General features: G+C 37.6%; 23 protein-coding genes. 7 read left to right on the plus strand and 16 right to left on the minus strand.

What is annotated here, in order from left to right; all coding sequences use genetic code 11:
• Positions 1-234 precede the first annotated feature (234 nt).
• Positions 235-2,013, minus strand: a complete 1,779-nt coding sequence (gene ggt, locus CWB78_RS07855) for a gamma-glutamyltransferase (protein WP_109874642.1) — start codon at positions 2,011-2,013, stop codon at positions 235-237.
• Positions 2,014-2,108: 95 nt separating this feature from the next.
• Here ggt and rrtA point away from each other — a divergent pair, with 95 nt between their 5' ends.
• Positions 2,109-2,696, plus strand: a complete 588-nt coding sequence (rrtA, locus tag CWB78_RS07860; RefSeq protein WP_138594939.1) for a rhombosortase — start codon at positions 2,109-2,111, stop codon at positions 2,694-2,696.
• Between the two features lie 41 nt (positions 2,697-2,737).
• Here rrtA and CWB78_RS07865 read toward each other — a convergent pair whose 3' ends face one another.
• From CWB78_RS07865 to CWB78_RS07895, 7 genes are all read right to left on the minus strand, one after another.
• Positions 2,738-5,239, minus strand: a complete 2,502-nt coding sequence (locus CWB78_RS07865) for a S9 family peptidase (RefSeq protein ID WP_138594941.1) — start codon at positions 5,237-5,239, stop codon at positions 2,738-2,740.
• A gap of 105 nt (positions 5,240-5,344) precedes the next feature.
• A complete protein-coding gene (locus CWB78_RS07870) occupies positions 5,345-6,514 on the minus strand; it encodes an endonuclease/exonuclease/phosphatase family protein (protein ID WP_138594943.1) in 1,170 nt (389 codons plus the stop codon).
• Positions 6,514-7,443 carry a YeiH family protein gene (locus CWB78_RS07875; protein WP_054200941.1) on the minus strand — a complete coding sequence of 310 codons (930 nt, stop codon included), beginning with the start codon at positions 7,441-7,443 and terminating at the stop codon, positions 6,514-6,516. Before CWB78_RS07875 ends, CWB78_RS07870 begins: the two co-directional genes overlap by 1 nt.
• Before the next feature lie 4 nt (positions 7,444-7,447).
• Positions 7,448-7,672 carry a DUF2798 domain-containing protein gene (locus CWB78_RS07880; RefSeq protein ID WP_075169227.1) on the minus strand — a complete coding sequence of 75 codons (225 nt, stop codon included), beginning with the start codon at positions 7,670-7,672 and terminating at the stop codon, positions 7,448-7,450.
• Between the two features lie 64 nt (positions 7,673-7,736).
• Complete coding sequence (locus CWB78_RS07885; protein WP_138594945.1) at positions 7,737-8,879, minus strand: 5-(carboxyamino)imidazole ribonucleotide synthase; 1,143 nt, start codon at positions 8,877-8,879, stop codon at positions 7,737-7,739.
• A 2-nt stretch (positions 8,880-8,881) separates the two neighbouring features.
• Positions 8,882-9,364, minus strand: a complete 483-nt coding sequence (purE, locus tag CWB78_RS07890) for a 5-(carboxyamino)imidazole ribonucleotide mutase (RefSeq protein WP_008114610.1) — start codon at positions 9,362-9,364, stop codon at positions 8,882-8,884.
• Positions 9,365-9,517: 153 nt separating this feature from the next.
• The gene (locus tag CWB78_RS07895; RefSeq protein WP_076919581.1) at positions 9,518-11,104 is read right to left on the minus strand and encodes an ABC-F family ATPase; all 1,587 of its coding nucleotides are present in this window, start codon (positions 11,102-11,104) and stop codon (positions 9,518-9,520) included.
• 613 nt (positions 11,105-11,717) lie between these two features.
• On the opposite strand from CWB78_RS07895, the gene CWB78_RS07900 reads away from it, so the two are divergent.
• Complete coding sequence (locus CWB78_RS07900; RefSeq protein WP_138594947.1) at positions 11,718-12,926, plus strand: porin; 1,209 nt, start codon at positions 11,718-11,720, stop codon at positions 12,924-12,926.
• Positions 12,927-13,023: 97 nt separating this feature from the next.
• On the opposite strand, the gene CWB78_RS07905 is transcribed toward CWB78_RS07900, so the two are convergent.
• Positions 13,024-13,206 (minus strand): hypothetical protein, encoded by a 183-nt coding sequence (locus CWB78_RS07905; RefSeq protein WP_138594949.1) that lies wholly within the window; start codon positions 13,204-13,206, stop codon positions 13,024-13,026.
• A gap of 111 nt (positions 13,207-13,317) precedes the next feature.
• Here CWB78_RS07905 and CWB78_RS07910 point away from each other — a divergent pair, with 111 nt between their 5' ends.
• Positions 13,318-13,839, plus strand: coding sequence for a TetR/AcrR family transcriptional regulator (locus CWB78_RS07910; RefSeq protein WP_010390018.1), 522 nt, complete (start codon positions 13,318-13,320; stop codon positions 13,837-13,839).
• A 368-nt stretch (positions 13,840-14,207) separates the two neighbouring features.
• Here CWB78_RS07910 and CWB78_RS07915 read toward each other — a convergent pair whose 3' ends face one another.
• Together CWB78_RS07915 and CWB78_RS07920 are read right to left on the minus strand one after the other, a co-directional pair.
• Entirely contained in the window at positions 14,208-15,104 is an 897-nt protein-coding gene (locus CWB78_RS07915) for an alpha/beta hydrolase (RefSeq protein WP_138594951.1), read from the minus strand.
• Positions 15,101-15,610 carry a GNAT family N-acetyltransferase gene (locus tag CWB78_RS07920; protein ID WP_054200947.1) on the minus strand — a complete coding sequence of 170 codons (510 nt, stop codon included), beginning with the start codon at positions 15,608-15,610 and terminating at the stop codon, positions 15,101-15,103. Before CWB78_RS07920 ends, CWB78_RS07915 begins: the two co-directional genes overlap by 4 nt.
• Before the next feature lie 99 nt (positions 15,611-15,709).
• Here CWB78_RS07920 and CWB78_RS07925 point away from each other — a divergent pair, with 99 nt between their 5' ends.
• The gene (locus CWB78_RS07925; RefSeq protein WP_138594953.1) at positions 15,710-15,913 is read left to right on the plus strand and encodes a hypothetical protein; all 204 of its coding nucleotides are present in this window, start codon (positions 15,710-15,712) and stop codon (positions 15,911-15,913) included.
• A gap of 1 nt (position 15,914) precedes the next feature.
• Here the strand turns inward: CWB78_RS07925 and CWB78_RS07930 are convergent, their stop codons facing one another.
• From CWB78_RS07930 to CWB78_RS07940, 3 genes are all read right to left on the minus strand, one after another.
• Positions 15,915-16,388, minus strand: a complete 474-nt coding sequence (locus tag CWB78_RS07930) for a GNAT family N-acetyltransferase (protein WP_054200949.1) — start codon at positions 16,386-16,388, stop codon at positions 15,915-15,917.
• Positions 16,389-16,405: 17 nt separating this feature from the next.
• Positions 16,406-16,600 carry a CPXCG motif-containing cysteine-rich protein gene (locus CWB78_RS07935; protein ID WP_138594955.1) on the minus strand — a complete coding sequence of 65 codons (195 nt, stop codon included), beginning with the start codon at positions 16,598-16,600 and terminating at the stop codon, positions 16,406-16,408.
• 92 nt (positions 16,601-16,692) lie between these two features.
• Positions 16,693-17,280, minus strand: a complete 588-nt coding sequence (locus tag CWB78_RS07940; RefSeq protein ID WP_054200951.1) for a MepB family protein — start codon at positions 17,278-17,280, stop codon at positions 16,693-16,695.
• Positions 17,281-17,408: 128 nt separating this feature from the next.
• Here CWB78_RS07940 and msrA point away from each other — a divergent pair, with 128 nt between their 5' ends.
• Positions 17,409-18,005 (plus strand): peptide-methionine (S)-S-oxide reductase MsrA, encoded by a 597-nt coding sequence (gene msrA, locus CWB78_RS07945; protein ID WP_138594957.1) that lies wholly within the window; start codon positions 17,409-17,411, stop codon positions 18,003-18,005.
• Between the two features lie 100 nt (positions 18,006-18,105).
• Here msrA and CWB78_RS18785 read toward each other — a convergent pair whose 3' ends face one another.
• On the minus strand, positions 18,106-18,276 hold the full coding sequence (locus CWB78_RS18785; protein ID WP_010390033.1) for a hypothetical protein: 171 nt from the start codon (positions 18,274-18,276) through the stop codon (positions 18,106-18,108).
• 31 nt (positions 18,277-18,307) lie between these two features.
• Positions 18,308-18,547, minus strand: a complete 240-nt coding sequence (locus CWB78_RS07950; RefSeq protein ID WP_010390035.1) for a hypothetical protein — start codon at positions 18,545-18,547, stop codon at positions 18,308-18,310.
• Positions 18,548-18,865: 318 nt separating this feature from the next.
• Between CWB78_RS07950 and CWB78_RS07955 the strand changes: the two genes are divergently transcribed.
• A complete protein-coding gene (locus CWB78_RS07955; protein WP_010390037.1) occupies positions 18,866-19,747 on the plus strand; it encodes a LysR family transcriptional regulator in 882 nt (293 codons plus the stop codon).
• Between the two features lie 182 nt (positions 19,748-19,929).
• On the plus strand, positions 19,930-21,387 hold the full coding sequence (locus CWB78_RS07960; protein WP_138594959.1) for an aerolysin family beta-barrel pore-forming toxin: 1,458 nt from the start codon (positions 19,930-19,932) through the stop codon (positions 21,385-21,387).
• The last annotated feature ends 153 nt before the right edge of the window (positions 21,388-21,540 follow it).

A 21,540-nucleotide genomic window follows, 5' to 3' on the forward strand; every position in this document is an offset into this window, starting at 1 on the left:
AGTATAAAGCCACTCATATTTGGTGAATATGTTAGCTGCCGATTGTGGATTTAAAAATTAAACGCACATTAAACAAACGATTTCTTTTTTAATGGTAACAACACTGACGGCTATTTTTAGATTTGCTAATTTTTTACGTTAGTTAACATGCTATTTTCAATCAAATAGTTATTAACTATTAATCTGTTATATTTAAAACAGCAGGCAGCAAACCTGCTGTTTATTATACATGTTTTAAAATTTAAATGAGGCTTTATTATTACTTAAATCAGATAACGCCATCCCTTCTCTGCGCGGATCGGCGGCGCCATACAAGCGGTTGTTTTTAACTTCTACCGCATGCAGCCCTGAGTTTAAGTCAATGACACGCACATCATGGCCGCGATTTTTAAGCTTAGGTACAAGCGCTTCAAGTTCAGTACCTTTTTCAAGGCTAGTATAATCATTACGATTAGTTGTACGCGGTAAATTAATGGCCTGTTGTGCATTTAAATCCCAATCTAAAACGCCAATAACAACTTGCGCTACATAATCAATAATACGACTCCCACCAGGAGAACCGACTACTAAACGTAAACTGCCATCTTGGTTAAAAACCATCACCGGAGACATTGAGCTGCGCGGACGTTTATGTGCTTCGACCCTGTTAGCCACCAATTTGCCATTTTTACGTGGTGAAAGTGAAAAATCAGTCAGCTGATTATTTAAAATATAACCATTAACCATCACTGTTGAGCCAAACGCCATTTCAATAGAGCTGGTCATTGAAACAGCGTTTCCTTTGCTATCCACAATTGATACATGCGAGGTAGAGGGCAGCTCAAAAGAATCATCGTTTGCATAGCTTAAGTAATCAACAGGGTTACCTGGCAATGCTTTTTGATCTTTTTCAGTAATTAATTTCGCGCGGGTGGCAATATAGTCTTTATTTAATAATTCTTGAGTAGGTACTTGGGTAAAATCAGGATCGCCAATGTATTTATTACGATCGGCAAACGCAATACGTGACGCTTGGCTAAAGTAATGAATTGCCTCGGCGCTATTGGCTTTAATATTTGCCATGTTTTTGTGTTCAAGCAAGCCTAAAATTTGTAGTACTGAGATACCGCCACTACTAGGCGGCGCCATAGAGCAAACATTATAAACTCGGTATTTTATACAAACGGGTGCACGCTCTTTACTGCTGTAATTAGCAAGATCTTGCTCAGATAATTTACCAGGCGCAATTTTTGACTGCTGTACTGCTTTTACCATAGCTTTGGCATTATCGCCTTTATAAAACGCATCTATCCCTTTTGAAGCAATGTCTTTATATAAATTAGCTAATGGCTGATTTTTTTTAATACTGCCGACTTCAATTACTTTGCCATTAGGAAAAAAATACTCATTAATCACCGGCATACTCATTACGCCTGGGTTTAATTGTCTAACCAGTAAACCATGTAACCGAGGCGATACTTCAAACCCTTGTTCAGCAAGTTTAATCGCAGGTTTAAATAAGCTAGCCCAAGGTAAGGAACCGTACTGTTTATGAGCGCTGGCAAATGCATGTAAAATACCGGGTACGCCTACAGAGCGTCCACCTACAACCGCTTCAATCCATTTTACTGCGTTGCCGTGTTTATTTAAAAACAGGTTTTCATCGGCATTACTCGGCGCGGTTTCACGGCCATCAAAGCTGGTGAGTTTATTATTAGCTTTATTGTAATACATCATAAAGGTACCACCGCCAATACCAGATGACTGCGGCTCAACTAATGTAAGTACTAATTGGGTGGCAATAGCGGCATCAACCGCACTGCCGCCTTGCGCTAAAATGGCTTTACCTGCTTGTGAAGCATACGGATTAGCGGCGGCTACCATGTACTTATCGCCAGCCACTAATTGCTTATGTACAACACCTGTGGCCGCTTCAGGTTCACGTGTTTCAATTGTGCTAGCGTTTTGTGCAAACAAAGGAAAAGATAGTGCACTTAGAGTCAGTGCGAATAAACAGTTGAGCTTAAAATTCATAATCACTTAATAAACTTAAATTGCATGGAAGATAATTGGCATCTTAAAGTTAAACAGGCACAATATGCAAAAATAAATATAAAAATGATCGCTAAATGCTTAATTTACCTCTTCAGCCGCGCTATATTTTCCCTCCCTTATGTTTAATTGTATTAAGTTCGCTCTTAGCATGGCTGGGGATAAACAACGAACTTGAATTTAATCGTCAACTGGTTGAACAAGGCCAACTGTGGCGTTTATTTACCAGCCAATTTGTACATGCTAACTGGGCGCACTTAGGGTTAAATTGTGCCGGTATAGCGCTTATTTGGTTATTGCATGGTGAGTACACATCCCCAAGCAGATATAGTTTTAATATTGCCACATTAGCAGTTTGGTGTGGCTTAGGTGTTTTTTGGTTTTGTCCCGCAATTACAATTTACACAGGGCTTAGTGCAGTTTTGCATGGCGTGATCATTTGGGGAGCCATAAAAGATATCACTGTTGGACTTAAATCGGGTTATGTGTTGTTTATTGGTGTGTGGGTAAAGCTAATCGCTGAACAAATAAATGGCCCTAGTGCTGATATAGGCGCATTGATAAACTCAACGGTGGCTGTTGATGCACATTTAATTGGCGCGATTGGCGGCGCATTGTTGGGCGTTCCTTTAATTATTAAATTCATCAGCAAAAATAAAGAATAAAAAACGCCACATTGTGGCGTTTCTTATTAACTTACCGCTATTTATAGTGTTTCTTTAAACAGCTTATAAATTCGACGGTATTCATCTAACCAGCTCGAAGGCTGAACAAAACCATGCGGCTCTACTGGGAAGATTGCTGTTTCAAAGTTTTCTTTCTCAAGCTCGATTAAACGCTGTACTAAACGCACTGAATCTTGAAAAAATACATTATCATCAACCATAGGCGCATTTATTAATAAATGCTTTTTAAGCCCTTCTGCATAGTAAATAGGTGAACTACGCTCATAAGCAATTGGGTCAACATCTGGGTGATTCAAAATGTTAGCAGTATAGCCTGTATTATAATGTGCCCAATCAGTCACAGGGCGAAGCGCAGCACCTGATTGAAACAAGTCTGGCGCGGTAAATAACGCCATAAAGGTCATAAATCCGCCGTATGAACCACCGTAAGTACCAACCGCTTGAGTATCAACGTTGGCATTTTCAGCCATCCATTTTACGCCATCTGCTAAGTCTTGTGTTTCAGGTGTTCCCATTTGGCGGTAAATAGCAGTACGCCAATCTCGGCCATACCCCTTTGATGCTCGGTAATCCATATCCATCACTACGTAACCTTCATCGGCAAGTAATGAATGGAACATAAATTCGCGAAAGTAACCAGACCAACCCATGTGTGAATTTTGCAGGTAACCGGCACCATGGTTAAAAATAACCGCTTTACGGTTTTTACCTGTTTCACCTTCTTGGTAATCAGCTGGGTAATAAACTTTGGCGTATATTGGCTGATCTGTATGGCTTGAAGGCACAGCAACAATTTTAGGCGCCGTTAGTTTTTTAGCTAAAAACGCGTCAGATACCGTGTTAGTTAAACGAGTTGCGGTTGTGTTTGCTTTAGCCTCAGCTACATAAAGTTCAGTCGGAATGGTAATTTTAGAGTGTTTTAATAATAACTTAGACTGATCAGGGCTTAAGGTGTAATCCGTCATGCCGTTTAAGTCTGTTACTTGCTCGCTATCACCTGTTTGTGGGTTTACACGGTAAATTTCGTAAAGACCTGGATGCTCAACATTCGCTTTATAATAGATAGCACTATTGTCATCAGCGAGGGTTAAATTAGATACTTCAAATTTACCCATGGTTAGCGCAGTCGCTTTACCATCAAGTGGCTTTTTATAAAGCTGACTATAGCCCGACTCTTCTGATAAATAATACAGAGTATTGGAATCATTTAACCAACCAAAGTCGTTAAACGCATAAGCAATCCATGCGTCGTCATGTAGTCGATGTTGAGAGACAAGTTGGTTATTTTCAAAATCTACAGTGGCTAACCAACGATCTTTGTTATCCCATGCTTCAAGCATAATCGCTACTTGGCTACCATCATCGTTCCAGCTGATGGGTGATTGATTCCAACCCCAATCTGAAATAACGTTTATACCACGAGGTTGTTTTTTAGATTTATAGGTTTTACCTTCACGGGCGAAGTTTTCTTTTTTAACCTCAGCAAGTACATCTTCATCAAAACCAGGTAAGGTGTTAAACCCTAATGTGGTTTGGCTTTGATCTGCAAGGTTAATATAAACAAGCTCTGAGGTTTGCTCTTTAGAATCAGCTACGCGACGGCGAACTTTTTTAGGCTCTATCGTCGCATCATCAGTGATGTAATTAGGCATAATATCGCCTTCACCACGCCATGAGCTTTTTTCTTGTACTACAACAATTAACGCATCGCCATTTGGAGAAAGCTCGGCTTCATCAACCGTGTTGCCATCGCCTAAATAATAATAGGTATTAGCAATTGAGCTGTTATTAGCTTTTACTTGCTCTTTACGTGCATGCTTGTCTTGTTTATTTTTGTGCTGTAGTGCAATGTAATCAATCAGCTTATGTTGCTCTTTGGCGATATAAGTTGATGGTTCTTTTACGCCTTGTGGTTTATCAGCCAGTTTTAAGTTGGCAATTTCACGGGTTAAACCTGTGGTTAAGTCTACTTTGAAAAAGATATTACCCTGGCGATACGCTAAGTTACCGTCGTTTAAAAATTGTGGTTTTGACTCTGTCGCAGAACTTTGCGTAATTTGTTTAATTGCGCCTGATTTTACGTTTTTGATAAATACATTACCCTCAAACACATAAGCTTGAAGTGATTTATCGTTTGAAAAAACAGCTTTACTTGAACCAACACGGTGTAATTTTTCTAGTGCCACTTGCTCTGCTGTTTGTGAGTTTACAGCTTGAGCGAATAAATCTCTTAGCTCACTACCTAGCTGCTTACGCGCGTAAATAACGGTACTTGAATCTGCACTCCAAAAAGCGCTTTGCGGTTGGCGTCCAATCCAATCAGGGTGAGCCATCGCTTGTTCAAGGGTAATTTTTGATTCGCCCAAATCTGCGGGCGTGTTTACAACACTAGCAACGGTGGTATTTGTTTGAATAGATGAGTCAGTAGAAGTTGTAGCGGTTGCTGTACAACCCGCTAACATAACACTTGATGCAACAGCGATTGCAACGAGTGTTTTAGAAGATGAGAATTTAAAAATCATAGTGCTTCTTGACGGTTATTATAATTAACCATATTTAAGCAGAAGCACCTTTATAATTGCAATTATTTAAGATAAACAACGCTGATATCGGGGTGAGTAACCCGTTTATTCAACCGTTAAATCAAGCCAGACTAATCGGTGGTCGCTTGATGCATTTCTATCTTTAATTAAACGATATAATTCGCTTTGTTTTTTCGGCCAAAAAACACCACCACCTTTAATGGTTAACCCATAGTTTGAAGGCAAAACGAAATCAACGCGTGCTTGCCAATTAGCGGTATAGTTTTTAGCATAAGCTTGCGGGTATTGCTCTTTTGCGCCCTCACTGGTTGGAATAAAACCGGCGTTAATCAATGGGCTTTTAAGTATTTGATCAGTAGTATTAGTACGCTTTTTATCACCTTCAGGTGCGGCATTTAGATCCCCTAAAATCACAAATCGCGATTTTGCTGCAAGCCCACCCTTTTTACCATTATCATCATAAAGGTAACTTTCGTTATTAACGTAATCGGCAATAAGCCTAATTTCATCATGGTTACGAATACCGTTTCTGTCTTCTTCGCCATCAAACACAGGTGGTGTTGGGTGCGACGCTAGCATATGGACTACTTTATCGTTTACTTTTACGGGTATATCCCAAAAAGATTTAGAGCTTAAACGTAAAGTATTCCACTCTTCATCGTTATACCAATTGGTATTAGTTTTTGGGTCAACCGGCATTTGTACATTAGGTAAATCTTTGTGCTTAAAGGTTTGCAGGGTTCTGATGTTGTCAAAATCAATCGGGTAGCGAGATAAAAACGCCATTGCGTAATGGCCTTCAAAAAAACCAAAGCCCTGTGCATCACCCATTACCCCAGTTTTTTTGCCGTTATTGTCCAAGTCAAACTCAGTTGCTAAGCCGGTATTAACGGGGGCAATGTAAACGTATGGGTAATCAATTGCTGCTTGATTATTTTGCCTTACATTTAAATAATGGCTTTTAAAATACTCGATACCTTGCTCTTTTGGAATGTAGTCAAACTCATTGAGTAGTACCACATCTGGGCGGACGCGCTGGATTATTTCAGCAATATTTTTAATTTGCTGGTGGTTTGAACGCAGTGCATTTACCAGTGCATCACTTTTTACTTGTTCATTTTTAGCGGTGTAATTAGTGGCATCCATACTGACATTAAAGGTTGCTACGCGTAGCGATTCACCCAATACAGGGCTGCTAGAAAAAACAGCAAATAACACACTGCTGATTGCTGTAATACTCAGATTACGTTTCATTATATGAATCCATCTATAATTAATAATAAAATAGTGCTGCTGACTATAACCCACAAAGTAATTGCCATCAAAAATGGCTTTATACCTGCTTGCTTAAGAACCGATAGTGACAAACCACTGCCAATTAAAAACAGTGTAACCACTAATAATTGCTTAGCTGCACTATTAATAAGCTCCCATGTTGATGAAAACGACGGCATATAAGTATTAATTAATGCGGCTAATAAAAAGCCCACAATAAATAAAGGAATACTCGCCTTTTCATCAGAGCGCATAAACACTCCCGCAACCGCTGTATAAGGAATGATCCACATCGCACGGGTCAATTTTACCGTAGTGGCAATACTCAGTGCCACTGCACCATAAGTAGCCGATGCCCCCACTACGCTGCTAGTGTCGTGAATGGCTAATGCGGCCCACAAACCAAATTGCTGTTGGGTTAACTCAAAATAGTGCCCAATTGCGGGAAACAACAATAATCCCATGCCATTGAGTAAAAATACAATCCCTAAGGCAACAGCGACTTCGTGATCTCTAGCTTTTATAACCGGTGCCATAGCGGCTATGGCACTGCCACCACAGATAGCGGTACCAAATGAAATTAACACGCCCGTATTACGATTAAGCTTAAAAACTTGGGTTAAAATTTCTCCAAGCCCGATTATGGCAGTAATACTCACAATTGTTAATACTAATGAGCTGCGCCCTACTTCAATTACTTCATTAAAATCAACAGCAAAGCCTAAGCCTACAACAGCAAGCTTGAGCATTACTTTACTTGCCTTTTGAGATAACTCAGCAAACGGGTTGCCTAAGGTAATAGCAAATATAGCGCCTAAAACCAATGCACTTCCTGCTCCAATAAAAGGAGTCATACACAGTGCGAGTGAGAGTATAAATGTTGGCTTATGCAATTTAGTGATAATCACTATTTTAAGGCCGAATAAGTTTATTAGTCAGTTTATGGACAACGGGAGCAACAAATATAACTGTAGGAAAGGCAATGCAAAAGGCAAATAACCAGGCTTTAAGCCATATAGCTACAATATTTTCGACCATGCCTACATTAAAAATTGAAATAACAAACGACATAAAGCCTGACATGAAAAGTGCCATAAAAAAAGCGAACACAATAGTACGAAACTTTGGGTGGATCATTAAAAAGAAACCTTTAGAAGGTAAAGCGATAAATTGGATTCAACTTACCGCTTAATTTTTTAACTTATAATAGCGATTTGCTAGTAGCTAATACGCCTGGGTAATCCTGCTCTGGCAAGCATGATGTAAGTTCAGCTAGGCGGTTACCTAATTGCTGTAAACTCTCACCCGAAACATTAATATGCCCCATTTTACGACCAGGCTTAACGCCTTTACCATACCAGTGACTGGTTACATCCGCTGTTTTTAAAACCTCATTTGGGATTTTTTCTTGCCCTAAGACGTTGATCATAGCAGTAGGTTGCTTAATTTGCGTATTACCCAAAGGTAACCCTGCAACAGCACGCATATGGTTTTCAAATTGCGAGCAGTGAGCACCTTGCTGTGTCCAGTGTCCTGAGTTGTGCACTCGAGGAGCTATTTCGTTAACTAATAACGTACCTTGAACATCAAAAAACTCAATGGCCAATACACCTACATAATCAAGTTCTTTTGCTATACGAGTAAATGCCGAGGTTGCTTGGCTCTCTACTAAGCTATTATCTTTACCGGCTAGTGAAAGGGTTAACACACCGTTTGTATGTTGATTTTCTGTAAGTGGGTAAACTGCAACGTTACCTTCTTTGTCGCGCACGCCAATAATAGAGACTTCACGATCAAACGGGATCATTTTCTCAGCAATAATCGTGTGCGGTGCCTGCTCTGTACCTGAGGCAATAAAGTCGGCCATTTCAGCCCAAATAGTGTTTATCTCATCATCTGATTTTAAACGCCACTGGCCTTTGCCGTCATACCCAGCTTGACAGGTTTTTATTACTAACGGTTTGCCTAATGTTTTAACTGCTTGTTCAAGATGCGCTTTTTCAGTAATAAGCTGGTATGGCGCACAAGCTACTTCGGTTTTATCTAACAAGGCTTTTTCAAGCGAACGGTCACCACCGGTTTTTATTGCTTGTTTACCTGGATAAAACTTATTGCTATTACAGCAAAGCGTTAATACATCATCGGGGATATGTTCAAATTCAGCGGTAATCGCATCTGCATCATCGATAGCTTGCTCAAGTGTGGTTGCATACACTTGGTTGGTTAGCGGGTGCACAATTTGTTGGCTGCCAACATCATAAGCAACCACATTTAAATTAAGCGGTGCGCCAGCAAGGCTCATCATTCGCGCAAGCTGCCCAGCACCTAAAATTAATATAGTCATTATTACTCTGCAGGATTTGGGTTAGCTAGAATAGTGTCGGTTTGCTCTTTACGAAACGCTTCAATTTTGGCGAAAATTTCAGGGTTTTGACAGCCTAATATTTGTGCAGCCAATAAACCGGCATTAGCTGCACCAGGCTCACCAATAGCCAATGTGCCAACAGCAACGCCCTTAGGCATCTGGCAAATAGACAATAATGAATCAACACCATTTAACGCTTTTGACTTAACTGGAACGCCTAAAACAGGCAATGATGTAAACGCTGCAGCCATACCCGGTAAGTGGGCTGCCCCACCTGCGCCTGCAATAATTACTTTAATGCCTCGTTCGCTTGCAGAACTTGCGTAATCAGCAAGTAATTGAGGAGTGCGGTGAGCAGAAACCACTTTAGTTTCATAAGCAATGCCAAATTTTTCTAGCATCAGCGCAGCGTGTTCCATGGTTGGCCAATCTGATTTAGAACCCATAATAATGCCAACAGTCATAAATACTCCTCAGTAATGTATTTTAAAAATAGCGGACTTATGTCCGGTTTTATGGCGGGTATTATATACTTAAATGCCGCAGTAATGCGACCAGCAGGCAATAAAAAAGCCATGTTAAACATGGCTTTTTTTAAATGCTGAAAATACTTGCTGTTATGCTTCTTTACTCGCCAAGTATTCGCTGTAGTTTCCTCTAAAGTCGATAATTTTACCGTCTTTAATTTCCCAAATACGGGTAGCAACTGATGATACAAACTGACGGTCGTGAGACACAAACATCAGAGTACCTTCATAGGCTTCAAGTGCTAAGTTAAGCGCTTCAATTGATTCCATATCCATATGGTTCGTCGGTTCATCCATTAATAAGATATTTGGTTTATGCATCATGATTTTACCAAACAGCATACGACCTTGCTCACCACCTGAGATAACTTTTACGGATTTTTTAATATCGTTTTGTGAAAACAACATACGACCCAAGAAACTACGAACAACTTGCTCGTCATCACCCTCTTGCTGCCACTGCTCCATCCACTCAAATAAGTTCATGTCTTTTTCAAACTCATCGGCATGATCTTGTGCATAATAGCCAATGTTAGCATTTTCAGACCATTTGAACTCACCGCTTTTAGGTGCTAAGCGTCCTGCTAAGGTGTTTAATAATGTTGTTTTACCCACACCATTCTCACCAATAATAGCAATGCGTTCACCTACTTCAACGAGGCCTTCTAATCCTGAGAATAAAGTTTCTTCAAAGCCTTGCGATAAGCTGGTCATTTCAAGCGCGTTACGGAATAACTGCTTTTCTTGTTCAAAACGAATAAATGGCGACTGACGTGATGAGGCTTTTACTTCGTCTAATTGAATTTTATCAATACGTTTTGCACGTGAAGTTGCTTGCTTCGCTTTTGAGGCATTAGCAGAAAAACGCGATACAAACTGTTGTAGTTCTGCTATTTGGCTTTTCTTTTTAGCGTTTTCACTTAATAAACGCTCGCGAGCTTGGGTTGCTGCAAACATATATTCATCGTAGTTACCCGGGTAAATACGTAATTCACCGTAGTCAATATCGGCCATGTGTGTACATACCGAGTTTAAAAAGTGACGGTCATGCGAGATGATGATCATAGTACAGTCACGTTGATTTAGAACATCTTCCAACCACTTGATTGTGTAAATGTCCAAGTTATTGGTAGGTTCATCAAGCAACATGATATCAGGGTCTGAAAACAACACTTGGGCTAATAACACACGAAGTTTAAAACCTGGTGCGATTTCAGACATAGGACCGTAATGTTGCTCTGTCGCTATACCAACACCTAATAATAGCTCACCCGCTTTTGACTCAGCAGAATAGCCATCCATTTCAGCAAACTCAGTTTCAAGATCGGCTACTTTCATGCCGTCCTCTTCACTCATCTCAGGTAGGCTATAGATACGGTCACGCTCTTGTTTAATATCCCAAAGCTCTTTGTGACCCATAATTACAGTATCAATCACTGAGTACTCTTCGTAAGCGAATTGATCTTGATTTAGTTTAGCAACACGTTCATTAGGATCTGTGCTTACATTACCCGATGATGGCTCAAGCTCACCGCTTAGAATTTTCATAAACGTTGATTTACCACAACCGTTGGCACCAATTAAACCATAGCGGTTTGATTCACCAAATTTAGCTGAGATATTTTCAAATAACGGTTTAGCACCAAATTGCATGGTGATGTTAGCTGTACTAATAATAGCGCTACCCTCCAAGGGAGACTGAAGTATTTAAATTGCGCGCAGTTTAAACCAAATCAGCGTTTTTTTCTATGAAAGTTTAAAGCACAACCTAAAGTAAACAGTAGTTGTTTATTAGCTATTAAAGGATTAAAACAGCCAAAGAGATGAACGAGTAAATGTGCAAAAAAGCGAAGTGAAATTCACTATTATGCTGTTAACGCGGTAAAAATATGTTTAATAAAAAAACAATCACCGTTACAGAAAAATAAATAATTTAAACGTACTAAATCGCTAATTGGTCGCATTTTACTTTTATTAACATTTAATACGGCTATATTAACGTTTTTTATAGCATTAGAGTTTTAGCTCTACCTATGCCGACAGTAGCAACTATGAAAAAAATTCAACTCTCCCCCTCCTGCATTTAATCCTAATGTCTTATTCCAAAATTAAATAGCGGTTTATACGGCTACAAAATAAATACAGCATTAACTTAAAGTGAACAAGCTGCGTATTTTGTATTAATTATCGTTGATAATTTTTCACTTTTGAGCCTTTTATTGCTTTGCTAGTCTGCACGACTTCGAATTTAGTAATTATAAAAACGTCTTTTTTAGGCAAGGCACACACAATGAAAATAAAATTAGTATCGCTCGCGATTGCAGGTGTTTTAACAACACCGAGTGTTTCAGCAATTGAAGTATTTAAGGATGAAAAAAATACAGTCGCTATTGGCGGCTATATAGATGCGCGAGTAATTAATACTCAAGGTCAAAATGAAGTGGTTAATGGTGCCTCACGAATTAATTTTGATTTTAAACGTCAACTAAAGAACGGCTGGGAAGCAATGGCTTTAGTTGAATGGGGTGTAAACCCTGTTGGCAGTAGCGATATTGTATACAACAACCGTTTTGAATCAATTCAAGATGAATTTTTGTATAATCGTTTAGGTTATGCAGGACTTAAACACGACAAATACGGCCAAATTACTATTGGTAAACAATGGGGTGCGTGGTTTGACGTAGTATATGCAACTAACTACAGCTATGTTTGGGATGGCAATGCCGCAGGTGTATATACCTACAACAAAGACGACGGTGCTGTAAATGGTACGGGACGTGGCGATAAAACATTGCAATACCGTAATAGTTACGGTGATTTTGATTTTAGTGTACAAACTCAGTTAAAAAATAGCGCATTTTATACCTGTGATGTAAGTGATATTACAGAATCACAATGTCAGGCTAATTTTGAGTCAGGCGATACTGCGGCGCAACAAGTTGAATTTAACTATACATTTGGCGGTGCAGTAACTTATAACGTGACTGATAAGCTAAAACTGACTGCCGGTATTAACCGCGGCGAGTTTGAATTAACTTATGGCGACGGAACAACCCGTTCAGTTGACGATTTAATTTACGGTGCCGGTGTTATTTGGGGCAATATTGATGCGCCAGGTTTATATATAGCTGCTAATATCAATAAAAACGAAAACCACGACACAGATAACATTGGTCGTTTAATTAAAGATGCAATTGGTATTGAAACATTTGTGTCTTATCGTTTTGAAAACGATTTTAGACCATTTATTGCCTACAACTTATTTGATGCAGGTGATGACTACGTAATTCAACCAAACTTTAACGCCGATCCTAACGATGTATTTAAGCGTCAATTTGCTGTTATTGGTGTGCATTACTTAATAGATGAAAACACCCAACTTTATGTAGAAGCGCGTAAAGACTTTGGTGATTTTGAAAGTGATAATAAGCAACAGCAAGCACAAATGGAACAATCGGAAGATGACGGTATTGCTTTTGGTTTTAGATACGTTCTTTAATGGCCTGTTGAGCTTTCAAGCTTAAATTTGCAAAGTTAAACTGACTAAAGCCCTGCAAAATAGCAGGGCTTTTTTATTGTTTTTGCAGAAGGTTTAACTACTTTTTCTTAAACGCTTTTTTTAACGCACGCGCCCCCTCTTTTGGCCCTAAAATAAGCCACAAAAACACAACCCCACCTGGGACTAAAACGGCTTTTAGGATTGGGCCGAGAATAAAAGAATAAAAATAAATAAGTGGAATAAAAAGTACATAACCAATAACACGTTTGATAAACTCCATGTATCACCTTTAAATTAATTGAGCATGCTCATAAATTTAATTGAGCGCGCTCAATTAATCAAGTGCTGATTTAGGCCCAACTTCTAACAAAAATATAAAGCGTTGAATAGTATGAGTAAAAAAGAAAAAACACGGGATAAAGTTTTAGCTTCAGCATGGGAGCTTTTCTTACTACAAGGTTATGACCACACATCGACAAGAGAAATTGCTGTTGCAGCTAATGTGGCAGTTGGTACTGTGTTTAGTCATTTTGAAAATAAAATTGATCTGCTTATGGCAGGTATGCAGCAACAAATTGAAGTTATTATCGAGCAAGCAAAGCAATCAGATACTCAGCGCCCTCCTCGATTGAAATTACGCCACTACGCTCACCCTCTATATTCGTTTTATTGTGAAAACAGTGAATTTAGCAAATTACTAATTAGCGACATCATTTGGCGTGAGGATTTTTTTAAAGCACAAATGGATGAATTTAAAAAACTACTATTTAGTGAACAACCAGAATTTGATGAAATAAAAGCAAGTGTGATGATGGACTGCTATTTTATGACCCTGATCACAGGTTTAAACGACGAGATACCAAATGCAGAAGCCATGCTGAGGCAACTGAGCAACAAAATTGCATTGTTGTAACGTCAATTATAAAAAGGTGGAGTTTAAGTCTGTGTATTACTGAACCATTGATGGAAAACCCGATGTTAGCTGCAATTAAAATGTCTAACTTAGAACATCTAAATAATTACATTGTTGCTTTGTTTAATTTGGTTTTCCTGTTCCTACATAACTCACTTAATAAAACGCGTAGATATAAGTTAAAAAACGCCCAATACACGCCACCAATTTCCCCCCTCCCTGATTATATTTTTTAAAAAATTCACCTATTGCTAAGACTTGTTTTAAATCAAATAATGTATGATGTGTTCTTTTTTAGGTGGATACTCCACCAGCAGTAAAGCAATAAAAATCAATGCAAACTATATTTAATTGATCACCATCATTTATTAATCAGAAGGCGTGTTAATTTGCGAGCTCAAGAACGCCGTATAATTTAACAGTGCTTTATCGACACTCAGTGCAGGGTTTTGATTATGTTCAGCATTACTATTAATTGTACTTCCCCACTTAAGCCAGTCGTTTGGATGTTTTGCTAAACTAGTAACTAAATTATTGTATGCACCTAACATTAAAGAGTGTTCTGCCCCACCGACAGTGATATATAAAAATGTCGGTTGTTTTATACAATTTATATTTGTTTTTAAAAATGCATCAAACCGCTTAGTCACTGTCATATCGTCATACCAAGCGGCTGGGCTAAATGCAAAGTAACCATTGAATAACTTTGGTTTAGTATGCAGCGTGTATAAAGTAAAGCTGCCCCCAGCTGAAAATCCGGTCAAAATTCGATTTTCAGTTAATGTGTAGTTGGCCTCTAAATAAGTAAGTAACTCTTGCTCTAGAAAAGCTAAAAACAAATCAGCTTTACCAAAAATTTCAGGCGAACTTTCATGTTTAGGTCGAGGATTTGTATTAACGTCCTTCCTTGCATAAGGTGGCACAAGATCACGATTTCTAGTATCAGTAAAAAACTGATTTGGTATAGCAACTAAAATAGCCTCATTTAATGTACTTTCATGATTTAATGCTTTTAAGGCTTTATCCCAATTAGCTAGATTAAAATTACCATCTGTTTTTATAATAAGTGGATACGCTTTATTTTTGTCAAAACTATCGGGTAACCTTATAAATACTTTTCGTGACTCTTTAAGCACTTTCGAATCTAGGGTTACATCAACAAACTCTGAAACATCATTTTGATAATAGCTAAACCCAGTTATTGCAAGCCCAAATACGCTAGCCGTAAGCAACATATTTAAAATAATCGCTTTTTTAATTCTCATGCGCCATCCATTTTAGTTAATTGCTTATGCCATACACCGTTATTAAGTTGCTGGTTAAATACAAAGCCAAGCTTAGTGAGTAAGTTATAACAGCGTACATTTTTACCATGAATTTCTGCGTATAGATGTTCAATGTTTAAAGAGCGATGTATCTCACTGACAAAACCTTTAAGTACTTCATGCATTAAGCCTTGTTGCCAATAAAAAGGATCAAGCTCAAAGCCCAAATAAGCAGTTTTAGTTTGGTTATTAATGTTATACAAACCACAAGTACCAATTAAGTCGCCAGACATATTATGTTCAATCGCAAGGCGAACACCTTCCCCTTGATAATAACTCGATATATCATCTTGAATTAATTGCTTAACATGCTCTTTATTTAGCGGCGTTTTATAATCGTTAAACTCATAAACGAGGGGATTATTTAAAATTGTTAATAGCGCTGCGCCATGTTTGTGGGTAATTAAACGCAAGGTAACGCGGGGTAATTTTATCGTTTTAAACATGCCTATGCCAAATAAAGTAAACGCGCTTTAAATAGCACTTTATAGAACGTCATTATTAACTTACCATATCGTATTCACAAGCATTAATTAAGATAAACTATGAACGACAATTTTAAAGTAATACAACCAACTACTACTGTTTACTGCCCAAAACGTGGTGAAGGTTGGACTCTCACCGGCATTACTAATATTGATGAGTTCACATCGGTTATGTTTGATGGCGTACGTTACACCTTACCAGCGAGAGAAATTGTGGAGGAGTTGCTGCCTAACCAATTAGCGCGTGAACAGCAGCAAAGCTAACTTAAACGTAATTTATTACTTTAACCATATAAACGCAGTTATCTGGTAATGGGCTTGAATCTTGATTCGTCTCAACTATAAATCCTAGCTTTTTATAAGCCAAAACTGCTGCTAGGTTATTTTCATAAACAAACAATGAGCTATAAGTAACATTTAAGTTTAAGTGCCCATGCTTACATAATTCTTTAATCAGGGTGGCTGCAATTCCCTCCCCCCTGTATATAGGGTTTACTACTAAACGAGCCAAATGGCATTTGTTTTTTCGTTGATAATATTGCCCAAAAGCGAATAATTCGTTTTGTTGTCCAACCAATACAAAAGAAGCCGAGCCACCAAGGTTTAAGTCCTCAATAAAAGTCTTCTCTGTAAATGGGTATCTAAAGTATGGGCCAGCCCATTGAGTTATGTCATGTTGACTGTTAAACCAGCTCATTAGCTCGAGGATATGCGTATTATTAAGTGGTTGTAATGTCATTCGACTGAGTAACTCCTTTAAAATGCCTCATCTTCACTGTATACATTTACATTAAGTTCATCGTTATCTTCAAATACGACAAACGAAATAGGCCTGCAACACACTTGGCAGTCTTCTATGTATTGCTCATCAATATCAGCCACATCAATTAATACTTCTATGGTTTCTCCACAGTAAGGGCAACTAATCGACTTTTCGGTTAACTGGTTCATATCTTACCTACTATTCGTATGACTGTTTGCTCTCACTTTAGTAAATAACCCTATATAAAACAATGCTGGTAAAGTGACTTAATAATTCAAATTTAAACAGCGTTAGCTAAAATTTTGTTTAACTTAGATAAATCAATTAATTTATTTTGATCTTGCTTTAAGAAATAATCGCATTGCCAACGCTGAGTAACTTTAGCAGAATTACTAAATGTGCCAGTCCCTTTTAAGGCTCTGCTTTCGCTCCAAGGTGGAAACACTCTAAAAGCTGTTTTACCCTTAGAGTTTAAAGAACTCACTATGCCTTTTTTTAGTAATACATTTACGGGGAACATGAACAAGCCTCGTTCAATATTTGTAACTTGGTTGTTCGTAGAAGTTAAACCTTCGCTGTTAACCTCTACAAGTAAATAATCAAACTCATCATTTAACGGAATTGGCTTATTATTTTTACAATCCGCTGGGCGTTTCCATAGTGCTAAAAAAGCGCCAGGTCTGTCGGGTGTAACTTTAGCCTTTCTGTAAATTATGCGTTTTTGGTTTAAAGTAAATGCATAGCCATGGTATTGGGCATTGTGGTCATGAGAAACGAGTTCATCAGCGCTTGGCAGTTTATAGCCTAAAGAAGCAAAACTGGTTTGCAAAAGTGTGGTTAATTCATTACGCGAATTACTGGTTTCCATTTATAGAGTCCATTTTATATAAAGCGAGTTTAAAACAAGTTACCTGCTACACAATGAAATAGTATTTACAGTTAGCGGGTCTACTATAACAAGCATTTACGCACTCACACACTAGGTGGATAATTTTTATGAATAAAACACTCGTATTTGCAGTCACTTCTGCCGTACTTTTGACTAGCTCATTTGCTCATGCTAAAACCGAACAAGCTATTTTAGCAGGAGGCTGTTTTTGGTGTATGGAAAGTGACTTTGAAAAACTCGAAGGTGTAACCGATGTGATCTCAGGTTTTACTGGCGGTGAAATTAAAAATCCTACTTACAATGGTAATCATCGCGGCCATTACGAAGCCGTTTTGGTTACCTACAACACTGACGTATTAAGCTATCAAGATATTTTAAACCATTACTGGGTTAACATTGATCCTTTTGACGCCAAAGGCCAGTTTTGCGATAAAGGCCCAAGCTACCGTAGCGCAATTTTTGTATCTAATGAGCAACAACTAAAGCTAGCTCAAAAATCTAAACAAGCTGTTATTAGTGAGTTTACTAAGCAAACAGTGGTAACCCCTATTCTTGATGCGAAAACCTTTTACCCGATAAAGGGCAAAGAAAGTTATCATCAAGATTACTATAAAAATAACCCTATTCGTTATAGTACCTATCGCTGGCGCTGTGGTCGTGATAGCCGCCTAGAAGACATTTGGGGCGATAGAGTTACCCACTAAGTTTATAAAACCAAAAAGGCTGTAAAAAATGCAGCCTTATTATTTATTCCCTTATCTCGCTAACTTAAAAATTAATTTTTCAAGACGGTTCAATAGCCTTCTACAATGACGATTTCTTTTTTATAGGAAACATCTTAAACCAAAACGCCATTTCAAAAACAAAGCCCGCAATAATAAAAATAAATAAGCCAGTAGTGCTACCATAAGAATAACAAGCAATAGCGGCAATAATTAATGCAGCTAAAATCAACCATTTTATAAATATATTCATCTCTAGTACCTTAGATTTAAATTAGTAGCTATCAATTATTTCTTGATTCTTTAATAAAGCGATATCTAAATTCAGATAAGTAACCGAGTATCATAACCAACATAGTAGAATTTAAATCGCCATTAATAAGTAGCGTCCATATATACTCTTTAGTATTAAAACTGATATATACACACATTATAAAAGCAACAATGCTACAAGCCTTAAACATCCATGAATATTCCCCAAAAAAAGAATCGAATACACTCTTATCTATTGGTTTACCTTCCATAATAACTCTCTGCTTTTTATAGCGTTTTTTATTGAGTTTGTTAATCGTAATACCTAGCTTATTACGTGTCTATTGTATTGTTTGATTAAATGTTACGAATTATTTCTAATGAGTTATTTATTATAAAATTACTAATACTTTCCTTCAGTACTTCCTATCCTAAAACGAGTAACTAAATCATTTAATACAAAGGTAAAATTTTTGTTGCCACAAAAGGGACTAATGGGTACTTTAAATAAATGATTAGTTTTATGAATCTAACCAATAATTAAGTACTAAATACGATTTTATACCTCAAATTTATACAGGAGATTTACCTTGCTTGATATAATCGCGCTTTTTATAAAAGTAAATGATTACAAAACATTTAATGAAGCGTCAGTAAAGTTAAATATTCCTTTACCCACTTTACAAAGAAAAATAAAAAAACTTGAAGAAGACTTATCTTTAGCGTTGTTTTATCGTGAAAAAGGAAGTTTGCGATTAACAGAGCCAGGAAAGAGCTTTTATAGCCATTGCTTAGCTCACGTAGAGGGTTTACAAAGTACGCTGTGCAATTTTAAGAACTCTAGTGAAAATAAAGTGAGTAAAATTAAATTAATAGCACCGCAAAACTTTATAAAGAGTGTGTACTTCTCAGGCGTTATAAATCAATTCACCCTACTTTATCCAAATATTAAGATTCATATGATGCTATCAGATGAACGCCTTGATTTAAAAGCCACCGAGTTTGATTTAGCTATTAGAATTGGAAAATTAGATAGCTCACAAAATATATGTAAAGTCATTAACCAAATGAGCTTTGTTTTAGCTTGCTCATCGAGTTTAATTGAGCAATATGGCATACCAAGTAATTTTGACGATTTAGCTAAACTCCCCCACATATCGTGCTCGCCATTCGAAAATTGGTCTTTTAAAGCAAATAAAAATGAAAAAGTAATTTTTAAACCTCAACCCAACTTTATTTCCAACGATATAGAAATGTGTGCCTTAGCTGCCATTGAAGGAAGAGGTGTTTATTATGGTCCAAAATATTGTTTATTACCGCATATAAAAGACGAAAGCTTGGTTGAAGTATTAACGCAATTCAAACCTATTAAACGAGATGTAAACCTGATATGGCCTGATAAATTAATCCCAAAAAGCACACGCTATCTAATCGATTTTTTAGAGTACTCTCTCAAGGGGGTAAAAATGTAGCTACAATAGCACTATAGTCTTAATGAATTTTTGTAATATTTAAGCAACTAATATTTTTGAAAAACCAACTTTCATTTAACACTCTATAAAAATATAGCGAGTTCTTTAGAATCAAAATCGGTCCAAAATTAGATTATTTAATTAGGGCCTAATTAAAATATGATTTTAAAGGATGTAACTTAATGAAAAAAATAATACCTCTATTGCTGTTGTCTCACACAAGTTTTGTAAGTGCTAATACAACTGCAATTTATCCAGATCAACTTAAAAATGAAAGCTTAGGTGCTGGAGTTTGCTCAGCTGATAATAGACTAATTACAAAGGCTGAAGCGCAAACCTATAGAAACGAACTTACTAACAAAATGGGTAAGTGGCAAATAACGGGATTAGCTAATGGCTGGGTTATTATGGGCTCTAGCTACGCAGGTGAAATAAAACAAGGGTCTGCTGTAAATTCTTGGTGCTACCCTAACGATCCTATTAATGAGATCCCTAAATTAAGCTCCGTAAAAGTAGCGCCTGGCAGTCAAAGCCAAATTGAATGGGACTTAGTAAACCAAAAAGAGGATTTTATAAAACCCCTTTCATATCTTGCTCACACAATGGGTTTTGCGTGGGTTGGTGGAAATCGCTCAAGCTATGTGGGTGATGACATGGAGGTATCTAAAGCGGGCTCTGGATGGAAAATTCAAGGTTATAATGGGGGCAGCTGTGATGGTTATCGATGTGATGAAAAGTCAGCTATTACCGTATCTAACTTTGAATATGTGATGGATAACGAATCATATAAAATAACAGGTGATATTGTTGCTGCCGACAAAGAACTAATTAAAACGCTAACAGTCCCTGCAGTAAATGACACGTCAGCAGCTCAGATGTCAGTCGTTACCATTGAATACGATGCAGCTACTAATTGGTCTAAAACAAATGACTACAGTATTTCTGAGTCAGTTACCTTATCCAATACATGGAAGTCCCCTTCAGTTACTGGCGGATCAGACACTTCGTTATCGGTTACTATAGCAGCAGAGCAAGCATGGGGAACAAGTAACGGCGGCTCAGAAGCTGAACGTGTTGTTGTACAGGCAAGAACCAATGTACCAGCATTTACAAAGCTTAATGCAAAGGTCGATTTGTTTAAATCATCAATATCGTATCCTTATTCATTCGATGCTGATATTACTTACGATCTATCAATAAATGGCTTTATGCGTTGGGGAGGCAATGCTTTATTAAGCCATCCTGAAAACAGACCTAATGACACTGCTAATTTTGTAATAGGCCGTTGGGCAGGTAAAGAAAAGAGCATTGAGTATCAATGGGAACACCGCTATATACCAGGTGAGAATAAAAAATGGGATTGGCCTTGGATGATACAACAAACAAGCTTATCAACAATGCAATACTATTTAAGTCATGTTTTAAGACCTAAAAAAACAACCCTAACAGGCCACTTTTATGCACAAAGCCAATTTGCTGGTAGCGTTTATTTTGGTGATGAAACCCCACTTGTTACTAACCAAAGAAGTAAGCGAAGTGTTTCAGCTAGTTATTACTCAAGTGCAGAAAAGTTAAAAAAAGAGTTTGAAGATGCTGGTTTTAAAAATGTAGTTGTTAATATTGAAATGATTGATTTATAAATCCCCGTGGGCTCTCATAATGAGAGCCCTATTTTATAAATTTACACAAAAATATAATTATCACACGCCTATTTTACTTTATTAGAAAACACATACAGCTCAACCCAACCTCGCCTTTAGTTTATTTAAAAGTTATGCTTTGATGTTAATAGA

Source organism: Pseudoalteromonas sp. S1612 (assembly GCF_005887175.1).
In the GTDB taxonomy this organism is placed as follows: domain Bacteria; phylum Pseudomonadota; class Gammaproteobacteria; order Enterobacterales; family Alteromonadaceae; genus Pseudoalteromonas; species Pseudoalteromonas undina.